This is a genomic window from Sorangium sp. So ce281 (genome assembly GCF_051527395.1).
Taxonomy (GTDB): Bacteria; Myxococcota_A; Polyangia; order Polyangiales; family Polyangiaceae; genus Sorangium; species Sorangium cellulosum_B.
The window spans coordinates 2,099,128-2,118,644 of sequence record NZ_CP150322.1; the positions used below are offsets into that span (position 1 = coordinate 2,099,128).

General features: G+C 70.2%; 18 protein-coding genes. 10 read left to right on the forward strand and 8 right to left on the reverse strand.

Annotated features, from left to right (window positions below):
* Positions 1-182 precede the first annotated feature (182 nt).
* Together WMF27_RS07960 and WMF27_RS07965 are read left to right on the forward strand one after the other, a co-directional pair.
* Complete coding sequence (locus WMF27_RS07960) at positions 183-1,295, forward strand: hypothetical protein (protein ID WP_437769518.1); 1,113 nt, start codon at positions 183-185, stop codon at positions 1,293-1,295.
* A gap of 113 nt (positions 1,296-1,408) precedes the next feature.
* Positions 1,409-5,107: a serine/threonine-protein kinase gene (locus tag WMF27_RS07965; RefSeq protein WP_437769517.1), complete on the forward strand. Its 3,699-nt coding sequence runs from the start codon at positions 1,409-1,411 to the stop codon at positions 5,105-5,107.
* A 198-nt stretch (positions 5,108-5,305) separates the two neighbouring features.
* Here the strand turns inward: WMF27_RS07965 and WMF27_RS07970 are convergent, their stop codons facing one another.
* From WMF27_RS07970 to WMF27_RS07985, 4 genes are all read right to left on the reverse strand, one after another.
* A complete protein-coding gene (locus WMF27_RS07970) occupies positions 5,306-6,199 on the reverse strand; it encodes a DsbA family protein (RefSeq protein ID WP_437769516.1) in 894 nt (297 codons plus the stop codon).
* Between the two features lie 89 nt (positions 6,200-6,288).
* Positions 6,289-6,993, reverse strand: a complete 705-nt coding sequence (locus WMF27_RS07975) for a zf-HC2 domain-containing protein (protein WP_437769515.1) — start codon at positions 6,991-6,993, stop codon at positions 6,289-6,291.
* Positions 6,990-7,646 (reverse strand): RNA polymerase sigma factor, encoded by a 657-nt coding sequence (locus WMF27_RS07980; RefSeq protein WP_437769514.1) that lies wholly within the window; start codon positions 7,644-7,646, stop codon positions 6,990-6,992. Before WMF27_RS07980 ends, WMF27_RS07975 begins: the two co-directional genes overlap by 4 nt.
* 65 nt (positions 7,647-7,711) lie before the next feature.
* Positions 7,712-8,077, reverse strand: coding sequence for a hypothetical protein (locus tag WMF27_RS07985; protein WP_437944059.1), 366 nt, complete (start codon positions 8,075-8,077; stop codon positions 7,712-7,714).
* A 69-nt stretch (positions 8,078-8,146) separates the two neighbouring features.
* Here WMF27_RS07985 and WMF27_RS07990 point away from each other — a divergent pair, with 69 nt between their 5' ends.
* From WMF27_RS07990 to WMF27_RS08000, 3 genes are read left to right on the forward strand one after another with little or no spacing between them, the layout of a single operon-like run.
* Positions 8,147-8,815, forward strand: a complete 669-nt coding sequence (locus WMF27_RS07990) for a hypothetical protein (protein WP_437769512.1) — start codon at positions 8,147-8,149, stop codon at positions 8,813-8,815.
* Positions 8,797-9,417, forward strand: coding sequence for an RNA polymerase sigma factor (locus tag WMF27_RS07995; RefSeq protein ID WP_437769511.1), 621 nt, complete (start codon positions 8,797-8,799; stop codon positions 9,415-9,417). The genes WMF27_RS07990 and WMF27_RS07995 overlap by 19 nt, the downstream gene beginning before the upstream one ends.
* A 57-nt stretch (positions 9,418-9,474) precedes the next feature.
* A complete protein-coding gene (locus WMF27_RS08000) occupies positions 9,475-10,065 on the forward strand; it encodes a Uma2 family endonuclease (protein WP_437769510.1) in 591 nt (196 codons plus the stop codon).
* 28 nt (positions 10,066-10,093) lie between these two features.
* On the opposite strand, the gene WMF27_RS08005 is transcribed toward WMF27_RS08000, so the two are convergent.
* Entirely contained in the window at positions 10,094-11,032 is a 939-nt protein-coding gene (locus tag WMF27_RS08005; protein WP_437769509.1) for a hypothetical protein, read from the reverse strand.
* A gap of 112 nt (positions 11,033-11,144) precedes the next feature.
* On the opposite strand from WMF27_RS08005, the gene WMF27_RS08010 reads away from it, so the two are divergent.
* The 5 genes from WMF27_RS08010 to WMF27_RS08030 all read left to right on the forward strand — a co-directional run bounded on the left by WMF27_RS08010 (position 11,145) and on the right by WMF27_RS08030 (position 16,383).
* The gene (locus WMF27_RS08010) at positions 11,145-11,366 is read left to right on the forward strand and encodes a hypothetical protein (protein ID WP_437769508.1); all 222 of its coding nucleotides are present in this window, start codon (positions 11,145-11,147) and stop codon (positions 11,364-11,366) included.
* Between the two features lie 1,076 nt (positions 11,367-12,442).
* On the forward strand, positions 12,443-13,444 hold the full coding sequence (locus tag WMF27_RS08015) for a ParA family protein (RefSeq protein ID WP_437769507.1): 1,002 nt from the start codon (positions 12,443-12,445) through the stop codon (positions 13,442-13,444).
* 381 nt (positions 13,445-13,825) lie between these two features.
* Entirely contained in the window at positions 13,826-14,296 is a 471-nt protein-coding gene (locus WMF27_RS08020; protein ID WP_437769506.1) for a hypothetical protein, read from the forward strand.
* A 500-nt stretch (positions 14,297-14,796) separates the two neighbouring features.
* Positions 14,797-15,780, forward strand: coding sequence for a hypothetical protein (locus WMF27_RS08025; protein ID WP_437769505.1), 984 nt, complete (start codon positions 14,797-14,799; stop codon positions 15,778-15,780).
* A gap of 387 nt (positions 15,781-16,167) precedes the next feature.
* A complete protein-coding gene (locus WMF27_RS08030; RefSeq protein WP_437769504.1) occupies positions 16,168-16,383 on the forward strand; it encodes an addiction module protein in 216 nt (71 codons plus the stop codon).
* A 130-nt stretch (positions 16,384-16,513) separates the two neighbouring features.
* Here WMF27_RS08030 and WMF27_RS08035 read toward each other — a convergent pair whose 3' ends face one another.
* The 3 genes from WMF27_RS08035 to WMF27_RS08045 form a co-directional block, all read right to left on the reverse strand.
* Entirely contained in the window at positions 16,514-16,954 is a 441-nt protein-coding gene (locus WMF27_RS08035) for a hypothetical protein (protein WP_437769503.1), read from the reverse strand.
* Positions 16,955-17,830: 876 nt separating this feature from the next.
* A complete protein-coding gene (locus tag WMF27_RS08040; protein WP_437764580.1) occupies positions 17,831-18,994 on the reverse strand; it encodes an integrase core domain-containing protein in 1,164 nt (387 codons plus the stop codon).
* Between the two features lie 260 nt (positions 18,995-19,254).
* Positions 19,255-19,506 carry a hypothetical protein gene (locus WMF27_RS08045; RefSeq protein ID WP_437769502.1) on the reverse strand — a complete coding sequence of 84 codons (252 nt, stop codon included), beginning with the start codon at positions 19,504-19,506 and terminating at the stop codon, positions 19,255-19,257.
* Positions 19,507-19,517: the final 11 nt, after the last annotated feature.

Genomic DNA, 19,517 nt, shown 5'->3' on the forward strand with positions numbered 1-19,517 from the left:
CATTCAAGCGGCCGGCGTGGCGCCACCCAGCGGGCGAACTCGTCGAGCGGCTGCCCGCTCGAAGCACGATGAAAGGTCCAATTGTCGAGCTGAAACGGAGCTGTTTCCGTAATGCGCCTCGTCGGTGCGTCGCCGCCAGTATCTCGCCTTCAAGGGCCTCGCAGAACTGTTGAGATCATGTTATGAAGATGGGCGTGCGCGCCTTCTTCATGATCGCGATGTCCGTCACCTCGGCTGCCGTCAGCTTGAGCAGCGCCGGTTGCGCGGAGAAACACGTACCTGCGTCAGGAAGTCAATCCGGCGGCGGCAACGGTCTCGGTGGCAGCGGCTCCGGTGGCAACGGCCTCGGCGGCAACGGCCCCGGCGGCAACGGCCCCGGTGGCAACGGCCCCGGTGGCAACGGCCCCGGCGGCGGCGCGGAGGCGTCGTCCGCAGCAAGCAGCGCAGAGGCGTCCAGCTCGGCCGGCGCCGGGGGAGGGGAGGAGGGACGGCTCGACAGGTTCGGGATAGCGATGCTGCGGCCCACGCTGCCTTCGGGCAAAACGTGGTTCTCGACCTGGGACAACGGCGTCGCGCGCACCTTTTCGGGGATCGACCCGGCCGATGCCTGGTTCGACGCCGACCACGGCGATGCGTCCTATGACACCGACGGCCAGGGCATTCTCAAGATCAGCGGCCGCGTCCCGCGGATGTACGTGCACGACCCCGCGCTCGCCGACCCGTGGCGCGACGTCGAGGTGACGATGTACTTCCTGCGGGCAGCCGACGACGGGACACCTTATGGCGGCCTCGTCGCCATGACGCGCACCAACCACGGCACGATCGGCGACGAGGACGTCAACAAATGCGACACGCGCGGGATCGCCGCCCGCATGCGCTACGACGGCAAGGTCGATTTCGAGAAGGAGACGAATCACCCCGCCTCCTCGGCCATCCTCCGCAAGACGTACTGGGAAGGCGGCATGCCGGAGCAGGTATGGATCGGGTACAAGCAGCTCGTCTACGACCTGCCGAACGGTGATGTGAAGCAGGAGCTCTGGATCGACGAGACCGACGGCGCGAGCGGAGGCACCTGGGTGAAGATCCACGAGCACGTCGACCAGGGGACCGACTTCGGCGTGGGAGGCGAGCCCTGTCGGCCGGGCATCGATCCCGCAATGAAGCTCACGCGGGAGCCGACACGGGAGGGCTCGGAGACCGGCAAGCCCAACATCAGCGTCTATTTCCGGAGCGACGGGGTAGGCCCCGACGGGCTCCTGTACAAGAAGGGCAGCGTCCGCGAGATCGTGCCCTGACGGCGCCCGCGCACGAACGCATGCGCGCACGAGCGCGCGATGGAGAGGATGGAGAGCGCGAGCGACCGGTTCCTGCGGGAGCGCCGGGGTGGCTGGGATATGCTCGGCGGCGGATGCCCAGCTCGCCGCCAAATCCCTCCGGAACCCCGCTCGGGCAGGGCGCCCGCCTCGGTCCCTTCCGGCTCGTCCGGCAGCTCGGCAGCGGCGGGTTCGCGCCGGTCTGGCTCGCCGAGGAGATCTACGAAGGCAGGAAGCTCCGCGACGTCGCCATCAAGCTCTTCTTCGTACCCGAGCAGCTCGCGGGCTCCCCCGACGCGACGGCGGCGTGGCGAGACACGATTCTCGACGAGGCGCAGGCGCTCTGCCGGGTCGAGCACCCGAACGTCGTGCGGTTCTATTCGTTCCAGCGCGACGACGCCCTCGGCGTGGTCGGCCTCGTGATGGAGTACGTGGCCGGCACGAGCCTCGATGAGCTCGCTCGCGGGGCAGGCCGCCTCCCCGAGCGCGCCGTCCTCGAAGCGGCGTCCGCCGTCGCCTGGGCGCTCTCCGCGGTGCACACCGCCGGGCTCGTCCATCGGGACGTCAAGCCCGCCAACGTCGTCCGCGGCTCGGGCGTCTACAAGCTGATCGATTTCGGGATCTCCGGGGGAAACGCGCGGAGCTGGGTCGAGCGGGGGCTCGCCGCCCCCGCCGGGCCGCCGCCCACCGTGGCGGTCGACGGATACTCCGGCACGGTGCTGGCCGAGGAGCCGGCGGGCGCGACCGTGACCTTGAGCGTGCCCGCGGTCGCCGGCGCCGTCCGGGAGCTGGGCTCCGTGCTCGCGGGGACGCCCGGCTACATCGCGCCGGAGTGCGCCGTCGCCGGCCAGTCCGCCACGCCGGCCAGCGATCTCTACGCGCTCGGCGTCCTGATCTTCCGCCTGAGGACCGGCAGCCTCCCCGCCGAGCTCGAGCAGCGCAGCGGGGAGCCCGCGTCCTGGCTCCTCGTGCCGCGGCGACCGGCTCCCCCGCTCGAGGCGCTCGTGCCCGATCCGACGACGGCGACCGGCCTCCTCTCTCGCCTCACGGCGACGCTGGTCGCCCTGGACCCTCAGAGCCGCCCGCGGCACGCCGATCAGGTCGCGCGCGAGCTCGATCGCATCCTCGCCGCGCTCGATCCCGAGCTCGCCCCGCCAGGGAGCAAGGAAGGGTCGCAGCCGCCAGTTCGCGGGTCCGACCGATCCGCGCGGCCGCCGCCGCCGCTTGAGGATCGCCCCGCGCGGCCGTCGCCGGAGGATCGCCCCGCGCGGCCGCTGCCGGAGGACCGCCCCGCGCGGCCGCCGCCCGACGGCCGGCCGCCGCTCCTCGGGCGGCGAGCCGAGCTCGACGCGATCGCGCGCGCTGCGCAGGCCGCGCAGGAGGGCCGCGTGCGCGGGATCGTGGTGGGCGGCCACCAGGGGATCGGGCGCAGCCGGCTCCTCGACGCCGCGGTCGAGCGCACCGGATGGGACCTGCGCCACACCGTCCGGCTCCGGTGCCTGCCGGAGCGACGGAGCCCGTTCTATCCGCTGCGCCGCGCCGCCGAGGAGCTCGGCGAGAGCGACCTCCCCGAGCTCCGCGCGCTCCCCGCGGCGCTGGAGCGGGCGCTGTCTCCGGCGCTGTTCCCCTCCGCGGACGAGGTCGCGCACACGGTCGAGGCCATCGAGGACGCGCTGCTGCGGGCGAGCGCCCGCGAGCCGCTGCTGCTCCTCGTCGACGATCTGCAGTGGGCCGACGCGGCGACGCTGGAGCTGATCAAGCTGCTCCTGCGGCGCGCCGCCGCGGAGGGGCAGGGCCGGCTGCTCGTGATGGCGGCCGCGCGCAGCGAGCCGAGCCGGCCGGCGCCCCTGCGCGCCCTGCTGGGCGAGGTGCGCGCGCGGGTGTGCCCCGGCGTGACCTACCTCGGCCTCGCGCCGCTCGATCCCGAGGCCGCCGCCGAGCTCGCGCAGGCGGTGGGCCGCGGCCTGCATCCGGAGGCCGCGCAGGGCGGGGCCGCGGCGCTCGCCCCGCTCGCCCCGCTCGCCCCGCTCGCGCCCGCGCTGGAGCGGGCCGTTGTCGCGACGTCCGGAGGCGTGCCCTTTTACATCGTGCACGCGCTCATGGCGTGGCACGAGAGCGGCGCCCTGGCGCTCCGCGACGGGATCCTCTGCGCCGCGGACGACCGGGCCCTGCGAGGGGAGGTCCCCGGCGTGGCCGATCTGCTCGAGGCCCGGGTGGCCTCGTTCGCCGCCGACAGCGCCGCCGAGCGCAGCGCCCTGCGGACCCTCGCCGCGGTGGCGCTCTGCGGCGGCGGGCTCGGCGTCGACGTGCTCCTGCGCGTCGTGGGGGACGACGAGCGCGCCGAGGCGGCGCTCGAGGCGCTCGGCGGGGCGGGCGTGCTGGCGGCCTCCGGCGACGCGCAGGAGTACAGCTTCCCGCAGGAGATGCTGCGGCAGGCGGCGCTCCGCCTGACGCAGCGGCGGCCGTGGTTCCAGCGGCTGCACCGGGCGCTGCTCGACGCGCTCGCGGAGGGCGCGCAGGGGCGCGTGGACGCGGGGCTCCTCGGCGCGGGCTACGAGCGGCTCGGCGCCGCGGCCGAGGCGCGCCGCTGGCTCGGCCGCGCGATGGCCGAGGCGGCCGCCGCGGGGCTCTTCGAGGAGGCGGCGGCGCTCGCGGATCGGCTCGCCGCGCTCGCGGCGGATCCCGAGGCGCGCGCCGGCCTCGAGATCGACGCGGTCCGGGCGCTCATCCAGGGGCGGAAGCTCGAGGAGGCGAGCCGGCGGCTCGCGCGCCTCTCGGAGCACGCCGTCGTGGCGCGCGGCGGGCCGCTCGACGTGCGCCGGCGCATCCAGCGGCTCGAGGTGGCGCGCGGGCTCAGCGAGGCGGGGGCCGACGATCCGGGGCTGCTCGCCGACGCGGACGCGCTCGGCGAGGCCGCGCTCCGCTGCGAGGCGCGGATGGCGCTCGCGGGGGTCGCCGCCGGGGATCGCGCGATGGCGCTCGCGGGCGAGGCGGTGGAGCTCGCGGCGGGCGCGGGCCCCGCGGCCGAGCTCGCGGCCCGCGTGCTCCGGTGCGAGCTGAACTACGCGCAGAACCGCCGCGATCACGCGCTGCTGGAGCGCGATCTCCAGCGCGCGCTCGCCATCGCGGCGCCGCTGGCGTCGGCGTGGCACAGGGTCCACATCGGGGGCGATCTCGCGGTGCTCGAGGCCGAGCTCGGGCGGACCGGCGTGGCGATCGATCGGCTGCGCAGGCTCGTCGCCGAGGCCGAGCAGCAGGGGATGCGGGGCCAGCTCCGGCTGCTCCTGCAGAACCTCTCGGCCTTCCTGATGCGCGAGGGGCGCTTTGCGGAGGCGGCGGAGGTCGCGCGGCGGACCGCGGAGCTCGCGGCGCAGGACGGGGACCCCGCGCTCCGCGCGGCGGCGCTCTCGCTCCTTTCGGCGGCGCTCACGCGGGCGGGCCACCCCGCCGCCGCGCTGGAGAGCGCGGATCAGGCCGAGCAGCTCCAGCGGGCGCGGGGGGACCGGTACCACGCGCTGACGCTGCTACGGCGCGCCGAGATCCACTGGGAGCAGGAGCGGGTGGGGGAGGCCCTCGAGGACGCGGTGGAGGCCCGGCGCGTGGCCGAGGAGCACGGCGACGACAGCATCGCCGCCGGCGCGCGCGTCTGGGCGGCGCTGCGCCGCGCGCAGCTCGGCAGGCTCGAGGCGGAGCGCCGGCGGCTCGTCGGCGAGGTGCGCGCGTCGAGCCCGCGCGTCATCGGCCTGTTGCGGGGCCTGCTGCCGGAGATGGCGGCGTGGCTCGAGGAGGGGTGAGCGCGTCGCCGGCCTGGGCGCCACGGCCGGCTTGAAAAGGCGCGTGACGACGCAAAGGCGGACGAGAAAGCGCCGGAGCGCGAGCACACCAGGGCGCCAAAGCAGACGGAGAACGAAGCTCCGGCGACCGCGCGGGCGGTCACCGCGGGGAAGGCGCGGAGATCCAGGTCTGGCAGAGCTATTCCGGGCGGGAGGAAGCTACTTCCCCGCCAGGGAGCGGGCGATGGCGGTGCGCAGCACGCCGATGGGCTGCGCACCCATGACGCGGTGGCCATTCACGAACAGCGTGGGCGTGCCCTCGATCGCGAGCCGCTCGCCCTCCTCGAAGTCGGCGGCCACCTGGGCCTCCAGCCCGGGGGACCGCATGTCCCGCGCGAACCGCGCCACGTCCAGCCCGAGATCCGCCGCGCGCTCCTCCAGGCCCGCCTGGTCGAGCGCGCCCTGCGCCTTGTCGAACAGCGCCGCCTGGTACTCCCAGAACTTGCCCTGCGCGTGCGCCGCCAGGGACGCCCTCGCCGCGACGCGCGCCTGCTTGTGGATGGGCAGGGGACGGTGCTTGAAGGTGAGGCGGAGCTTGCCGGGGTACTCCTGCTCGAGCTGGTCGAGCACGCCCGCGAACTTGCTGGAGAACGGGCACTGGAAATCGGAGAAGACCACCAGCGTCACCGGCGCATTGGCCGGGCCGCGGGTCGGCGCATTGCGGATGTCGACCCGCTCGACTTCCTCGCCGATCAGGTGCTCCGGCCCGTGATCCCCGGCCCCGTCGCACGAGCCGCAGTCGCCGCCCGGATCGGAATCGCAGGCCCCCCCGGGCCCGTGGATCGCGGGCACCTCCGCCGCATTTGCGGCCGCGGGCTTCTGTGCCGTCGCCTTCGCGGCCGCGGGCTTCCGGGCCTCGGGCTTCCGGGCCTCGGGCTTCCGGGCCTCGGGCTTCTGGGATACAGCGCGGAGCGCGGCGGCCGCCGGCGCGACCTCCTCGATCGGGGCCGTGTCGTCCGGCGCATTGCTGCACGCGGCGGTGAGCACGAGGGCGAGGGCTGTGGCGGCAGCGCGGAGAGGGAAGGCGAGCGGGGAGCGGGTCGAAGTGCGCATGGTCTGTTCCTCCTCGGCCCGCGGCGCGCGGGATTCGCGTCGCCATTGCGGCGTCGCCGTTTCGTCGGGCCTCACTCCCCCTGTTGCCGCTACGGCTCGGGAGTTACACACGACATATCAGCGCACGCCATTTCGTCGTCGCAGGCCTCCCCGGCGCCCGGGCTATCACTGCCCGGGTGCTCGGACGGATCGACGTCGACGTCGTGCCCCCCGGGCGTGTCATCGCAGACCTCCCCGCAGGCCGCGCCGTGCTCTTCCTCGAAGACGATCTCCGGCGGGGCAGGCGGCGCGCTCGGGGCGATGCTCGGCGCGGCCACGCGCGGCTCCGGCGCGAGCGGCGTCGCTGCGTCGCGCGGCAGCCCGAGCAGCGCGGCCCCGAGCGCCAGCGCGACGGCGGCCGCGGCGCGCGGGAGCCACCTCTTCAGGGTGCTCGGCGCGCTCATGGCGTGCGCTCGGCCGCCCCGCCTCCCCGAGGGCCCCGCAGCGCGCCGGCGCCAGCGCGCCGGGGCTGCTGCGTGGTCGACCGTCGGCGCGGCCGCGCGCGCGGGCGCGGCCTCCTCGGCGCGCGCCTCGCGCCCCTCGTCGAGCACGCGCACCAGGATGGATTCGAAGGGCGGCGGCTCCGGGATCTCCGCCCCGCGGGCCGCGAACAGGGCCTGCTCGCGGCGCACCCACGCGAGCTCCTCGGCGCACGCGCTGCAGCCGGCGAGGTGCGCCTCCACCTCGGCCGCCTCCGCCGCCGAAAGCTCGCCGAGCGCGTACGCCTCCACCACCTCGGGACGGCACCCGCTCATCGCCCACCTCCGTCGTACCGCACGAGCTCCGCGCGCAGCTCCTGCCGCGCGCGGTGGATCTCCACCTTCACCTTGGGCAGGCTCCACTCCATGAGCCGCGCGATCTCCTCGTAGCTGAGGCCGTGATCCAGCCGGAGCAAGAGCGCCGCGCGCCGGTCCTCGCCGAGCTGATCCAGCGCCCCGGCCAGCACCGTGAGCGCCTCGCGCCCCATCAGCTCGTCCTCCGGCGTGCGCGGCGCCCCCGGCGCCCGCGCCGCGCACGCGGCCGGGCGCTCCTCCCAGGCGTCGAGCGGCCCGTCGTCGAGCACCTGCCGCCGCCGCCGCCGCGCCCTCCGGTGCTCCAGCGACACGTGCCGGGCGATGCCGAACAGCCACGGCGCGGGCCGCTCTGGCGTCTCCAGCGTGTGCAGCCGGTGCATGGCCCGCACGAACGTCTCCTGCGTCGCGTCGGCCGCCGCCGCCGTGTCCCCGAGCAGATCGCAGAGGAAGCGGTGGATGGCCCGCGCGTGCGCCGCGTACAGCGCCTCCAGCGCGCGCCTCCGCGCGGCGGGCTCCGCCCCCTCCACCGGCGTGCTCACCGGATCCTCCCCCTCCTGGACCGCGAGCGCCGGGGCCGCCATCCAGACCTCCGAGAGCGATGCCACGAGCCCCATGTGGCCGGACCCGCCCCGGAGTTACAGAAAAAAATCGGAAGGCCCGCGTGACGCGCCGATGCCACTTACGGATGCCACGGATCTTCTCTCACGAAATCGACACCCACCGGCCGGAAGCCCTGGTAGCCTCCCGCGCGCTGCTCGTCCTGCAGCGACGTCGAGGCGATCGTGCGGCGAGGGCGGCGCTCGGGCGCGACTTTCCCCTTGACCCTGCACGGGCTCATCGCGCGCGCACGCGCGTGCCACAGGTCGACTCGCCGGGCCAAGAAAGCGGACGACGTCCACGAGCCGGCGCTGGTAGCCTTCCGGCCATGCCGATCGAACCGCCCGACCCGCTGAATCTCGCCCGCTTCTTCCAGCACTTCCTCGTTTTCATCGGCCTCGGGACCGCCGTGCTCCCCCGAGCGCTCCAGCGACCGCGCCGGCGCCACCGGAAGCCGTAGGAGGCGCGAGCTCGCCCCGGACACCTCCCGTGCTCCTGCACCGGAGGAGCGCCGTTTTTGGCCCGAAACGAAGCCCCGCGTACCGTCGGCGGGGTGATCCCCTCGCTGTACGGGCTCGCCGTCCTGGCGGCGGCCCTGGCCTTGGTCGTCGCGCGGTATCGCCCCGAGCACTGCCCCATCGCATGGCTCCTCGGGTACGGGGTGGTCTCCGACGTCGTGCGCCGGGTCATCCGGCTCTACGTCTTGCAGCCGGCGCGGGCCGAGCTCGGGGGAGCCCCCTTCACGGGTTGGGTTCGCGTCGCCGGGCACGTCGAGAGCGCCTTGTTCGTCGGCTGGATGGCCGGGGTGGCGGCGCTCGCGGTGTGGATCTTCAGACGGCGGCGCCCGTGGGGTGTGCTCGCGGTGTACGTCGTGGCGGTCGCGGGCCTCGCTGCCGGATACCCCACCTTCCGGGGTGAGCTCCTCGGCAAGGCCTACCTCGCCTTGCAGCTCGCGGCGCTTTGCACGTCCGTCGGCTGTCTGCTGCTGTGGTTCGCCGGGAGGGAGCGGGCGAAGGTTCACCACGTCGCGACAGGCCTGATCCTCATCACCGAGCTGTCGATGCTCGCGGGCCCCTACCGCTTCGGCGTCTTCACTGCTTGGGATCTCGCGCAGTCGATGCTGATCGCGCTGTACGTCACGATCGTTCCTGTTCAGGGGGTAGCGGTATGGCGACGGACGCAGTAGCGTTTACCCTCGCTCAGCTCGTCGTTTTCCTTCTCGCAATCGTCGTTCACAACCGGCGCTTCGCGCCAAGGCGCCTCACGTCTGCCGAGCTTGTCGCGCAAGCAGGCGTCGTCAGCGCCCTCGTCGCGCGCTACCTCCGAGGTCGCCGGGCGACACGCGAGGACGTCAAAGACCTCGCGCAAGACGTGCTCCTCGCCGCGTGGGAGGCCAGCGAAGAGGACCGCTACCGCCCCGACCCGGACGTGCAGCCCGCAGAAGCGCTTCGTGTCTGGATACGGGCGCTGGCCTATCACCGCGTCCGCCATCACCTCGAAAGTGCCCGGGTGCGACGCGAGGAGATCGTCGCGACCCCGCCGAGCGCCGAGCACGAGGCGCCGACTCCTGATCAGGCCATCGAGCGCGAGGAGCGGCGCCTCGCCTTCCTCGAGGCGCTGCACCAGCTACCCGTGCACGAGGGCGACGTGATCATTGCCCACGACATCTTCGAGATGTCGATCGAGGACGCGGCCGAGCAGCAAGACGCGCCGGTCAGCACGGCTTACAGGTGGCGCTCCCGCGGGATCGAGGCGCTGATCAGGGCGCTGCGGCCGCGGCGAGGGTGAGCGACGGGCGGACCTGGACGCCTTGCCCCGCCGCCCGCGCACGGGCAGGCTTCCGCCATGGGTCAGCCCGCCGAGAAGCCGCGCCGCGCCACGTACGCCGACCTCGAGGCCGTCCCGCCGCACAAGGTGGCGGAGCTCATCCGGGGCGTGCTCCACGTCATGCCCCGGCCGGCGCCGCGACATGCGAACGCCGCGTCGTCGCTGGGGGCCGACCTGCACGGCGCCTTCCAGCGCGGGCGAGGGGGCCCCGGCGGCTGGTGGATCCTGGACGAGCCCGAGCTGCACTTCCCCGACCCGCACGCGCCTGGTGAGATCGACGCGCTCGTGCCGGACATCGCCGGCTGGCGCCGCGAGCGCATGCCCGAGCTGCCCGAGACGGCGTACTTCGCGCTCGCCCCGGACTGGATCTGCGAGGTCCTGAGCGCCTCCACCGAGGACGTCGACCGCGACGAGAAGATGCCGATCTACGCGCGCGAGGGCGTGCGGCACGCGTGGCTGGTCGACCCCATCCAGCGGAGGCTGGAGGTGTACGTGCTCGGCGCGGATCGCCGCTGGGGACCCGCGGTGGTCCACCGCGATGCCGCCTGCGTCCGCGTCGAGCCGTTCGACGCCGTCGAGCTCGACCTCTCGGTGCTCTGGGCGAGGTGACCGCGGAAGGCATCGGGGCGGGCGCGCGTCAGCCGCCCGACTCGATCCAGCAGCCGTTCGCCTGCCCTCCCCACGCGCCCGAGAGGTGGAACTTGTCCGGCGCGTAGATGCCACCCGGGGGGCGGCCCGCGACGGTGATGCGGCGTTCGTGGTCATAACAAGACGAGCCGCTCAGGTAAAGATAGCGATCCTTGCCGCCGTTGATCGTCGTATTGAGCGTGACCTGCGTTCCACTCACGGTCTGCCAGCTTCCGCTGACGCGCCTTTCCATCTTCACTGTCAGGTCGTCGTTGCCGTCGCCCTGGCTGACGAAGCACGCCCCCGCGACGATGCGCGAATATTTGCCCAGGTAGCCGCTCGCCGTCCAGCTCGGCAACGACGTGGTGATGCTCGAGAGGTGCTCGGAATCGTCCACGCCGCCGAACGAGAGCGCCGCATTGTCGAAGTAGCTCTGCCACGACGCCGCTGCGCAGTTCCCGGCGGTCACCACCGGCCCCGCGTCGTAGACCACGGAGAGCATCCGTGTCCCGCCGGTGATCGAGACGTGCTGTTCGAAGAGCCGCGGCGCGACGTCGGCCGCGGCGTCGGCGCTCAGCAAATACTCGAGCGGCGTGATCTCGGTCCCGTCTTCGTGGACGAGCGGCATGAGCTTGTCGTCCTCGGGCGAAGAGACGACGAGGACGCCGATCTGGGGCGCCGCGCTGCTCGGATCCTCGTCGATCAGCGATACCGTCCCGACACGCGGAACCACGAATCGATTCAGCACCTTGCTGTCGATCCTCTGGATGGCCCGAGCGGGCTGGTTGCCGGCGCTCTCCTCGGACGTCTCCCGCCCGAAGCCATGCGAGGCCTGGCTCGCGGACGCCTCCTCGGAGGCCTGCCCCGTATCGCCCGCCTCGACCGCGCAGCCTGCCGCGAGCAGCGTAGCTGCGACGAAAACACCCGGAACGCGCCTATCGTTCGACATACTCGCCTCCATCTCTGGTGAGGTCCCCTGCGCATTCCGAGCAGTGCATTGGCCGTACCTGCGCGCGAACGGCGCGGATCGCCCGGATTTCAGCCCATCAGGAGCGAGCGGCGTGGAACGGCGTCGTGACGCTGTCATGGAGGCGCGACGCCGGGTGTCATGCCCGTGCGACAGGGGCTCGCCTGCGGCGCTCGCCGCCGTCCCGTTCTACGCGGACGGCGCGGACCTCCGGCTCGACGTCGTGATGGTGCTCTTCGTGTCCGGCGCCGATCCGGCCGCCCTGCAGGAACTCGCCGCGTTCGGTGAAGAGCGCGGAGGCCCGGAGGGCCGGTAGTCCAGATTCGACGCGAGCCCCGTGGTGTCGTCCCGGGGCGGCGCGCCGCCGCCCCGGCGGGGAGCTCCGCGAGCGCCTTCGCGGAGGCGCTCTGCTCGGCGCGGATCATCGCGGCCACCTCCGCCGGCGGGGGAGGGAGCGGGCGACGAGGCGGCCGGTGAGGGGGATCCGCGTGGCCACCGTCGGCCTTGGGAGCGCAAGCGCTGCGGTGATCTCGAGCGTCGTCGTCCGGTGCGGAGCTCGCACGATCTCCCGTTGGCCTCCTTGACAAGGCGGGGCAACCGTCAGGTACGCTACCTTTCCACGATGCGTGGGGGCGGCACGACAGGGCGGGGTCGGAGCTCAAGGCGCTCCACGCTGAGGCGGCGGTCCGCGTCCGGCATCGTGCACGGTCCTTTGCACGGCCGATTCGTGCAGGTGGTAGAGGACCTGTCGGCCGGTCGCTGGATCGGTGCAAGGGCGAGAGGCGGGGAAGAGGTATCGCCAGGCGAGGCTGGTGGCTGCTCCTGGCATTTTCGCTCGGAGAGCGTGGGGCAGGTCGACCTCGCCGCGACCAGCCGCGAGCTCCTTCTCGTGCCGCCGCGCCACGGTCGACCGGGCTCTGGTCGCCCGGGGTACGCGGCCGTCGGCGCGAATCTTGCGCGACGACGCGCCGTCGCCGTCCGAGATCTAGCAACGGGAATACGTAGTTACGCAGCGGCGGCCGATCTGCGGGATGACGGGGATAGGCCGCGGAAGGTCACAGCCTATCTGCAGGATCATGGAGATAGGCCATGACGAGCCGCGACGTATCCTCGGGAATATGGAGATAGGGTGCCATGGTTCGCGGCCTACATGGGGAAATGCGTAGATATGTCGCGCATCACAGCTGATTGCGACGTTAGGCGCGTGCTTTGACGTGAGTTCATTTACGTCCGCTGCGCAATCGATTGGGCCGACCGTGGTCTCGGAAGACGGAAAGACCACGTCGTTCACGATCCGTTCCTATAAGCACGCAACGAATTCGCCCCAGTCGTTGACATCGTGACACGGTTCGCGTAGGCGAATAGGGCTCACGACGCACGGAGGAATATGGCATGGTGACGTCAATCGCGCTGTTTAATCACAAGGGTGGAGTCGGCAAGACGACCCTCACCGTCAACATCGCTCGCGCTTTCGGTCAGCTTGGCGTAAAGACACTACTAGTAGACGCGGATCCACAGTGCAACGCAACGGCATTCTATCTACCGGAAGATGCCGTGGACAGCCTGCTTGATGAATCTGTCGATCCGGAAGAAGGTGGAACCATCTGGTCGGGGATCGCGAAGTATGTTCGTGGACGTGGCGAAGTGCGCGCTGTTGCGACCTACGACGTCGGACCTAACGTTGCGCTGCTGCCGGGCGATGTCCTTCTCGGTGGCTTTGAGGATCGGCTCTCGACTGCTTGGAGAGAGTCCTTTTCACGCGACGCTACTGCCATTGATCTGATGTCGGCGATCTTTCGCTCGGCTCAGGCGACTGCTGAATCGGTGGATGCACAGCTCATCATGTACGACGTGGGGCCGAGCGTTGGAAGCTTGAATCGCTCCGTTTTGCTCGGCTGTGATCACTATTGTGTGCCCGTCGGCTGCGATCTGTTTTCGCTGCGTGCGCTTAAGACCGTCGGACGCACGGTATCGTCGTGGGTTCGCGACTGGAGCACCATTGCCGGATTGGTCACGGATGTTGATGACGTGACACTACTTCCTGGAACGCCCGCGTTTGTGGGGTATGTTACGCAACATTTTAACATCTATCGCGGAAGATCTACGAAGCCTTTTGCGGAATGGGAGGCTCGTATTGCCCCGCGAGTAACGAGAGATTTGATCAGTCCTTTGAGGGTGGACAACCCGGCATTGGCACCGAATTATCCTTCCAATAAGCTCGGTGAAGTTCCGGCATTTCATGGCCTGGCTCCGCTTGCGCAGGATTACGGTATGCCCATAGGTGGCCTACGAAATTGCCAGGGAGTGAACTCCGGCTACTACGAGAAGATCGCCGAGGCGGATGAATTGTTCCTCCGGCTAGCGAACCAATTGAAGGCGCGTATGGGCTTGTAGTAGGTTTCCAGTGAGCATGGCCAAGGCGCCTAACAAGCAGCTGCAACCGACCGCGCTCCGCGCGGCGGTTGAGCCGCAGGGCGTTGGGCAGCGTAACGTAGTTGAACTGGGCCCAAGCCGAGGCGGCGTCGAAAAATCATGAGCAGCAGAAACCTGGTTCTCCTGCAAGTCGCTCGGTGTCCTGTCGGCAATCCACCGAGCGCTCCGGCCCCAACGTGCGCGAAGATCGTGTCTGCGCAAGGCGGCGTCCCCTCTGCCGACTTCCAAGTTCCGGAGCCGTGGAGAGGGGACATCGAGAGTGCCCGGCTGCTATTCGTATCATCGAACCCCGCGCTGAATCCCGCAGACGACTGTCCTACGGCCACGGCGCCTGGTGCGAAGGTGATCGACTACTACGTCCAGGGGTTTCCATCGGCATTTCCGAAGAATCTGCTCCGCGACGGCACCAGCGGCAAGCGAGTGCAGTTCTGGTCGCAGATTCGCAACAGGGCTGCCGAATGCTACGGCGTCGCGCCCCCCACCATCGTGCCGGGGCGCTCCTTCGCGTTGACCGAAGTCGTCCACTGCAAATCGAATAGCGAGTACGGCGTTCCCGACGCCGCCACAGAGTGCATCACGCGGCACTTCGAGCCGATTCTGAGGCTCTCCCGCGCCGACGTAGTCGTGGTACTGGGCGACACGGCGGCGAACGCGCTCCGCGTAGCGCGAGCGCCGGCAGTCACCCCCAAAGAATGGTGCGGACGACGCAGGCTGGTGATCTGGTTGCCACACCCCAACGCCTACAAAAAGCGGACTCTTCGAGCGCTCTACAACCAGGGGCAGATGGACGCCATCCGAAAGGCGCTCTCGTGACGCAGCGATCGAGCCGAGCTGTTGCTGCCCAACAAGGGCTTGGTGCTGACGCTACGCCGAGCCTCCTCGCGTCGGCACGGCGCCCCGCAGCACAAGCCCAGATCGTTGGGCCGGCGCGGCGTCGTGGAAGGGGGCGCCCTGCTATCCGCAAGCCGCTCGCCGATCCCGCGAGCCGTCATGCCAGCCAGGGGCACCCGGCCAATCGCGAGTCCCTCGGCGGGTCCGCGGGCGTCGTGGCCTCGGGGTTGAGGCCGCCCGTGCGCCCCCTTCGCGTGCCCGCGGGGCCTGGGCACGGGCGAGAGACGTCGCTGCATGAGGATGGCTTCAACGGTGCCCGTGCCCGTGCCTGATCATAAGGGAGCGCCGCGACCGTGGCCTCCTCCGTGGCCCCTGCTGCGGCCGGCGGGCGCTGATAGAGCTGGCTCTGCTTTGCACCCGAGGGCGCGATCCTGTAGCCTGCAATCAACCTACGTCGTACTGAACAGATCCAAGACGGCGAGATGAAGTCCGAAGCAACGACCCCCGAACCAGAGATGACGGCCGACGGCTACACGCAGATGCCGGAAGGAGATCGGAGAAATTCCGGTCTCATAGTTCTCATGTTGTTCGCCCAAGCGTACTACAAGATGCTCGAATCCGTGGTCTCCATGGCGAATTGGGTCTCGGCGCTCGACGTGGAGCTGAATGCATCATACATCTCAATCGTAAAGAACCTGGAAAACTTACTTAAGAACCATCCGGATCTCGCAGATTTTCCAGATGTGTTTGAGCCGCTCTTTGCCGATCTTTATCCTTCAACCGTTGCCGACAGTGAATGGGATGACATGGTGCGTCCCCACGCTGAGCGGTTCCTGAGCACAGTTCAGCGATACGTTCATTCTAAGGGAGTTTATGAGCCGGAGAATGCCTCTGCGGGCTGGGTCTTTGTGGAACTGTTTCGCGGCCACGTAACAACCGCCATTGAACGGGCTGCGGCGTACGAGAAGCGGATGCGGGACCACTGCAGGAAGCTGTTTCCACCTCCCGCGGTGACGCGTGCGCGATGGGATGAGACCTGGCACCGCTTGAGAGAATGGACGAACGGGCAGGCGCCGTCGGAGCGACTTGCGGCGCAGATTCTTCTCAGCGAGGGCTACCGCGACCTCGATCCGAGCCACCCGCTCGGTGGTCCGGACGGCGGCATGGACGCGTCCTGCACCAAGGATGGCGAGAGCTGGATTATGGCTGTATACTTTCCCAGGGGACAGCAGAAGTTCACGACCATCAAGAAGAAGTTCTTGGACGACTTGGGCGGCGTTGCCAAGAATGGCGCGGCCGGGTTTGCGTTTGTCACCAACCAGGAACTGTCAAACGCCGAGAAGGCGGAACTCCGGCAGAGCGCAGTTCCGGTCCCCGTCGACCTCTATCACCTGGAGAGGATTACCGCGATCCTTGACAAACCCGACATGGCGTCGGTGCGGCAGCAGTTCCTTCTCATCGAATGATCGAGCGTCCTGGACCCTTCGCAGAGCGCCCGTGGGGCCGTCATTGGAGCGTAGTGCGACGGTGCGCCTGTGCCTCGCGGCGCTCGGCACGGTGCCCCGGCCAGGCAGGACTGAAAGCGAAGCCCGTGCAGGGCAGACGCCGGGCGAAGAGCCAAGACCGTGCGACCCATCAATGCAATGGTGCTGACCGTGCCCGGTGCCTCGTACCTCGGCACCGCGCCCAGCAGCACATCGCATAGCCGTTGGGCCGCAGCGGCGGCCCGCACCCGCCGAGCTCAGGGGCCGGCGCCACGCGCGGGAACGGGAAGACGGACGGCGGAGCCCTCGACGCCCGCCCATGCTCGCGTGTGCTGGCGTTGCCAGCCCTTTCGGATGCAGGATACGCCCATGGGCAAGCCCGCGCTCGACCTCTCCAAGCTCACCGCAGACGAGAAGCTGGATTTGATCGATGACCTCTGGCGAAGCCTTTCTTCGGACGACCTGCCTCTGAGCTCCGAGCTCCGTGCTGAGCTTGGCCGCCGCCTTGATCGCCTCGAACTCGAAGGCCCCATCGGTGTCCCCTGGGACGACGTCCGTGCCGAGATGACCACCGACGAGCCGTGAGCCGCGTTGTCCTCCGCGCCGAAGCCCTCGGGACCTTCCGCTGATACGAGGAGCAGCGGTCTGGGCTTGGCGCCGTCTTCCGACGAGAGCTGGACGACGCCATCCAACTCATTCCGGCGCCTCGGCGCGCTCACCACGAGAAGCGCAACGTGACCTCATCCGCGTCTGGCTCGTCGAACGACCAGCCCGTCTGGGTCGCGTCGACCTGCTTGCCGGTCACCTGCTCCAGCGCGCGGCCGGCGAAGCCGACGCACAGCGGTCCGAGGTGCTCGAACCCTGCGACCTCGGTGACGAGCAGCGTCGCCTCGTTTCGCTCGAGCTGCGAGCAATCCACCCGCAGCGTCCCGCCGACCATATCCTGCGCCCAGAAGTCGGGGAACTTTCGGAGGAAGAGCCGAGCGTTCATCACCCTGAGAAGCAGCTTCATCAAGGTGTTCGCTTCCTTCTCGAAGACCGTCCGGCCGCACCTCACGACGTCCAGGTAGCTCTGCGATGGCTCGTTGTGGACCTGGACGATGCCGCGCAGCACCTCGACGTAGTAGGCGCGAGGGTACCACGCGCTGCTGGACATCGTGGCCAGCGCCCTCCTGAGCTCCTGAGAGAGCCCGTGACGAACCCGGCTGACCCCAGCCTCGTCACACAGCACGTCCGAGTAGGCTGCCGCATTGAGAATCAGAGAGCCCCGGGTCATCGGTTGTTGCATACATGCACTCTCGTGGCAGATCTCGCTGACACAGCAGAAGAGATCAACGGGTCGCCTCCGTCAAGGCGGCTTGAGAGCGTGGACAAAGACATCACCGTCGCGCGTTCGCTCCAGCCGCCCACCGAGCAGGAGTCGCGCGATTGTACGATGGGACACGAATTGAGTTGCGCAGGAGGGCGGCGGAGAAGCACAGGAGCTGAAAAATTGTACGATGGAACGCCAATGTGGGTGCGAAGGAGGGCCGCCGCGGCCGCGCAGGAGGGCGTCGGAGCCGCGCAGGAGGGCCGCCGCGGCCGTGCAGGAGGGCGCCGGAGCCGCGCAGGAGGGTCGCCGTGGGTGCGCAGGAGCGCCGCGGGGGTCGCGCAGGAGGGCGCCGGAGCCGCGCAGGAGGGTCGCCGTGGCCGTGCAGGAGGGTCGCCTTGGCCGCGCAGTGTACGAGCGGAGCCGCGCAGGAGGGTCGCCTTGGCCGCGCAGGAGGGCGCCGGAGCCGCGCAGGAGGGCCGCCGTGGCCGCGCAGGAGGTGTACGAGCGGAGCCCTGGTAACACTTCTGACCGGGAGCCGCGGTGACACTTTCCTGAGCTACAGGCCCCTGCTCCGGGAGGGCTGGAAACAGGGACCGGATCCTCATCGACGCGACAGGCTTGCCTCGCTCTCTCGGATCGCCAGGATCTATACACGAACCGCTCCCCGCGGTCTCGGTGCACGCGAGCCTCTCCTCACGGTCTGGCGTGCGAGCGCGCAGGTCACCGTGCCTTGACGAGCTGCAGCTCCTTGTTCTTCAGGGTGACCTGCGCGAGCAGAACCGGGCCGTAGTACAGCTCCCAGACATCGTCTGCGAGCGGAAGCAGCCCTACCGGCTCGCGCGCGATCAGCTTGGAAACGAAGCTCTGCCCGCCCCCGAACTGCAGCTGTCCCGTGTCGCCGATACGTCGCACGGCCATCGTGTCCGGATACTCCGGCGAGGAGGGCTTGCTTGGCATCGTCCGTCGCGAGGGCGTGTAGCGCGAAGCCGGCGTTCTCTGCCCGAGTGCCTCGTGGGGCCGCTGGTCGTTGTACTCGTGCCGGAAGCGGTCGAAGACGCGCTGCTGCGCCGCAAGCGTCGCTTCGGGCGGCGAGGTCGCCTCCGCCTTCAGCGTCTTGTGCATGCGCTCGTGACGGCCGTTCTGCTGCGGTTTGCCGGGCTCGATGCGCTCGGGAACCACGCCGAGCTTGATCCAGCTCACCGACAGCGCCGAGAGCCCTCCGATACCCAGCGTGGCGAACGGCGGGCCGTTGTCCGAGCGGATACGGTTCGGCAGCCCGAACTCGTGGAACGCGCGCTCGAAGTGCGGCCGCACCGAGGCGTCGTCCGGCTTCGCCACGCCCTCGCACTTGAGCAAGTACCGCGATGCCTGGTCCGTCAACGTCAGCGGGTGGCAGCGCGTCTTGTCGCCGAGCGCGAAGTGGCCCTTGAAATCGGCGCACCACGTGTCATTAGGCTGCTCGGCCGGAGCCAGCGTCGACGGCATCGCTGACGGCGGCGTCACCACGCGGCGGCGACGGGGCCGGATCAATCCGTGCTTCTTGAGCAGCTCGCCGATGGTGCTCGTCGCTGGCAGCCCCTCGACGCCCAGGCTCTCCAGCCGTGCACGCAGCTTCTTCGGCCCCCACGTGGGGCGCTCCTTCCGCAGCTCGATCAGCGCGTTGACGAGCGCCGCTGGCGTCGCATGCGGGAACGTGTGCGCCACGGGCCGCCGCTCTTCCAGGCCGCGAGGTCCGGCCTGCTCGTAGCGCTCCACCCACTTGTACCCCGTCTTCCGGCTGATGCCGAACCGCCGGCACAGCTCCGCAAACGTCTCGTCCGACTCGTTGACCTGCGCGATGAACTGAAGTCTCTCGTCCACTGAACATGTCTCTTTCCAGGGCACCGGCGCTCCTCCGTCGCCGGTCCTCTACGACATGTGTCACCGAAGCCCCCGGTCCGTCCGGGTGCTACCCAGGCTCCCGGTCTGAACCGTTACCCAGGCCACCGGTCCGTACCAGGGCTGCGGGGGCCGCGAAGGAGGGCGCCGGAGCCGCGCAGGCGCGCCGGCGGCTCGTCGGGGAGGTGCGCGCGTCGAGCCCGCGCGTCATCGGCCTCTTGCGAGGCCTCCTGCCGGAGCTCTCGGCGCGGCTCGACGGGGGATGATCACTTCGCCGGCTTGGGGGCCGCCGCGCCGGGGTTGTAGTGCACGATGATGCCGCGGTCCTTGTTGCACTTCTGGACCTTCTCGTCCCACACGCAGCCCTCCGGGCAGGGCTGCGCGCTGGGATCGCCCGTGGGGCAGATCTCGGCCTCGCCTTCCTTGGCGGCGGGCTGCTCGGGCGCCTGCGCGCCTCCGCAGGCAGAGAGCATCCAGGTCAGGACGGGGAGCACCAGAACGATCGCCGATCGACGCATGCAGACCTCCA

Coding starts and splice junctions, on each gene's coding strand:
- WMF27_RS07960 (WP_437769518.1), top strand. CDS start 183: ATGAAGATGGGCGTGCGCGCCTTCTTCATGATCGCGATGTCCGTCACC.
- WMF27_RS07965 (WP_437769517.1), top strand. CDS start 1,409: ATGCCCAGCTCGCCGCCAAATCCCTCCGGAACCCCGCTCGGGCAGGGC.
- WMF27_RS07970 (WP_437769516.1), bottom strand. CDS start 6,199: ATGCGCACTTCGACCCGCTCCCCGCTCGCCTTCCCTCTCCGCGCTGCC.
- WMF27_RS07975 (WP_437769515.1), bottom strand. CDS start 6,993: ATGAGCGGGTGCCGTCCCGAGGTGGTGGAGGCGTACGCGCTCGGCGAG.
- WMF27_RS07980 (WP_437769514.1), bottom strand. CDS start 7,646: ATGGGGCTCGTGGCATCGCTCTCGGAGGTCTGGATGGCGGCCCCGGCG.
- WMF27_RS07995 (WP_437769511.1), top strand. CDS start 8,797: ATGGCGACGGACGCAGTAGCGTTTACCCTCGCTCAGCTCGTCGTTTTC.
- WMF27_RS08000 (WP_437769510.1), top strand. CDS start 9,475: ATGGGTCAGCCCGCCGAGAAGCCGCGCCGCGCCACGTACGCCGACCTC.
- WMF27_RS08005 (WP_437769509.1), bottom strand. CDS start 11,032: ATGTCGAACGATAGGCGCGTTCCGGGTGTTTTCGTCGCAGCTACGCTG.
- WMF27_RS08015 (WP_437769507.1), top strand. CDS start 12,443: ATGGTGACGTCAATCGCGCTGTTTAATCACAAGGGTGGAGTCGGCAAG.
- WMF27_RS08025 (WP_437769505.1), top strand. CDS start 14,797: ATGAAGTCCGAAGCAACGACCCCCGAACCAGAGATGACGGCCGACGGC.
- WMF27_RS08030 (WP_437769504.1), top strand. CDS start 16,168: ATGGGCAAGCCCGCGCTCGACCTCTCCAAGCTCACCGCAGACGAGAAG.
- WMF27_RS08035 (WP_437769503.1), bottom strand. CDS start 16,954: ATGTCCAGCAGCGCGTGGTACCCTCGCGCCTACTACGTCGAGGTGCTG.
- WMF27_RS08045 (WP_437769502.1), bottom strand. CDS start 19,506: ATGCGTCGATCGGCGATCGTTCTGGTGCTCCCCGTCCTGACCTGGATG.